General features: G+C 61.7%; 1 protein-coding gene. It reads right to left on the bottom strand.

Features of this window, described 5'->3' with window-relative positions; genetic code table 11:
- Positions 1-28: 28 nt before the first annotated feature.
- On the bottom strand, positions 29-269 hold a 241-nt coding region (locus SB717_RS36235; protein ID WP_410907848.1), incomplete at its 5' end, for a hypothetical protein.

The following is a 269-nucleotide window of genomic DNA, read 5'->3' as shown; positions in this document are numbered from 1 at the left end:
CGTCGGCTTGCCGATTCGCTGCTGGGACTTAGCGGCGATGATAAGACTCTGCGCGCTGCCTGGCAGCCTCGCGTGCAGGTCCAATTCGATCAGTTCGGGATGCCTCGCCACGGTGATGTCCACCAGTTCCTGTGCAAAGCTTTTCTCCTGCGCCTGCCTGCTCATACCCTGCGCATCGCTTGCCGGTACCGTTTGCGTCTGAGCGAAGAGCGCTGTGGGCAACGCAGCCGCGACCGCCAGTGCAAGCACGGATTGGGTGAACATGTCTC

It is taken from the genome of Priestia sp. SIMBA_032 (assembly GCF_046535215.1).
Lineage (GTDB): Bacteria > Bacillota > Bacilli > Bacillales > Bacillaceae_H > Priestia > Priestia aryabhattai.
The sequence above is the reverse complement of the archived record's forward strand: the minus strand, read 5'-3'. Positions and strand labels throughout refer to the sequence as shown.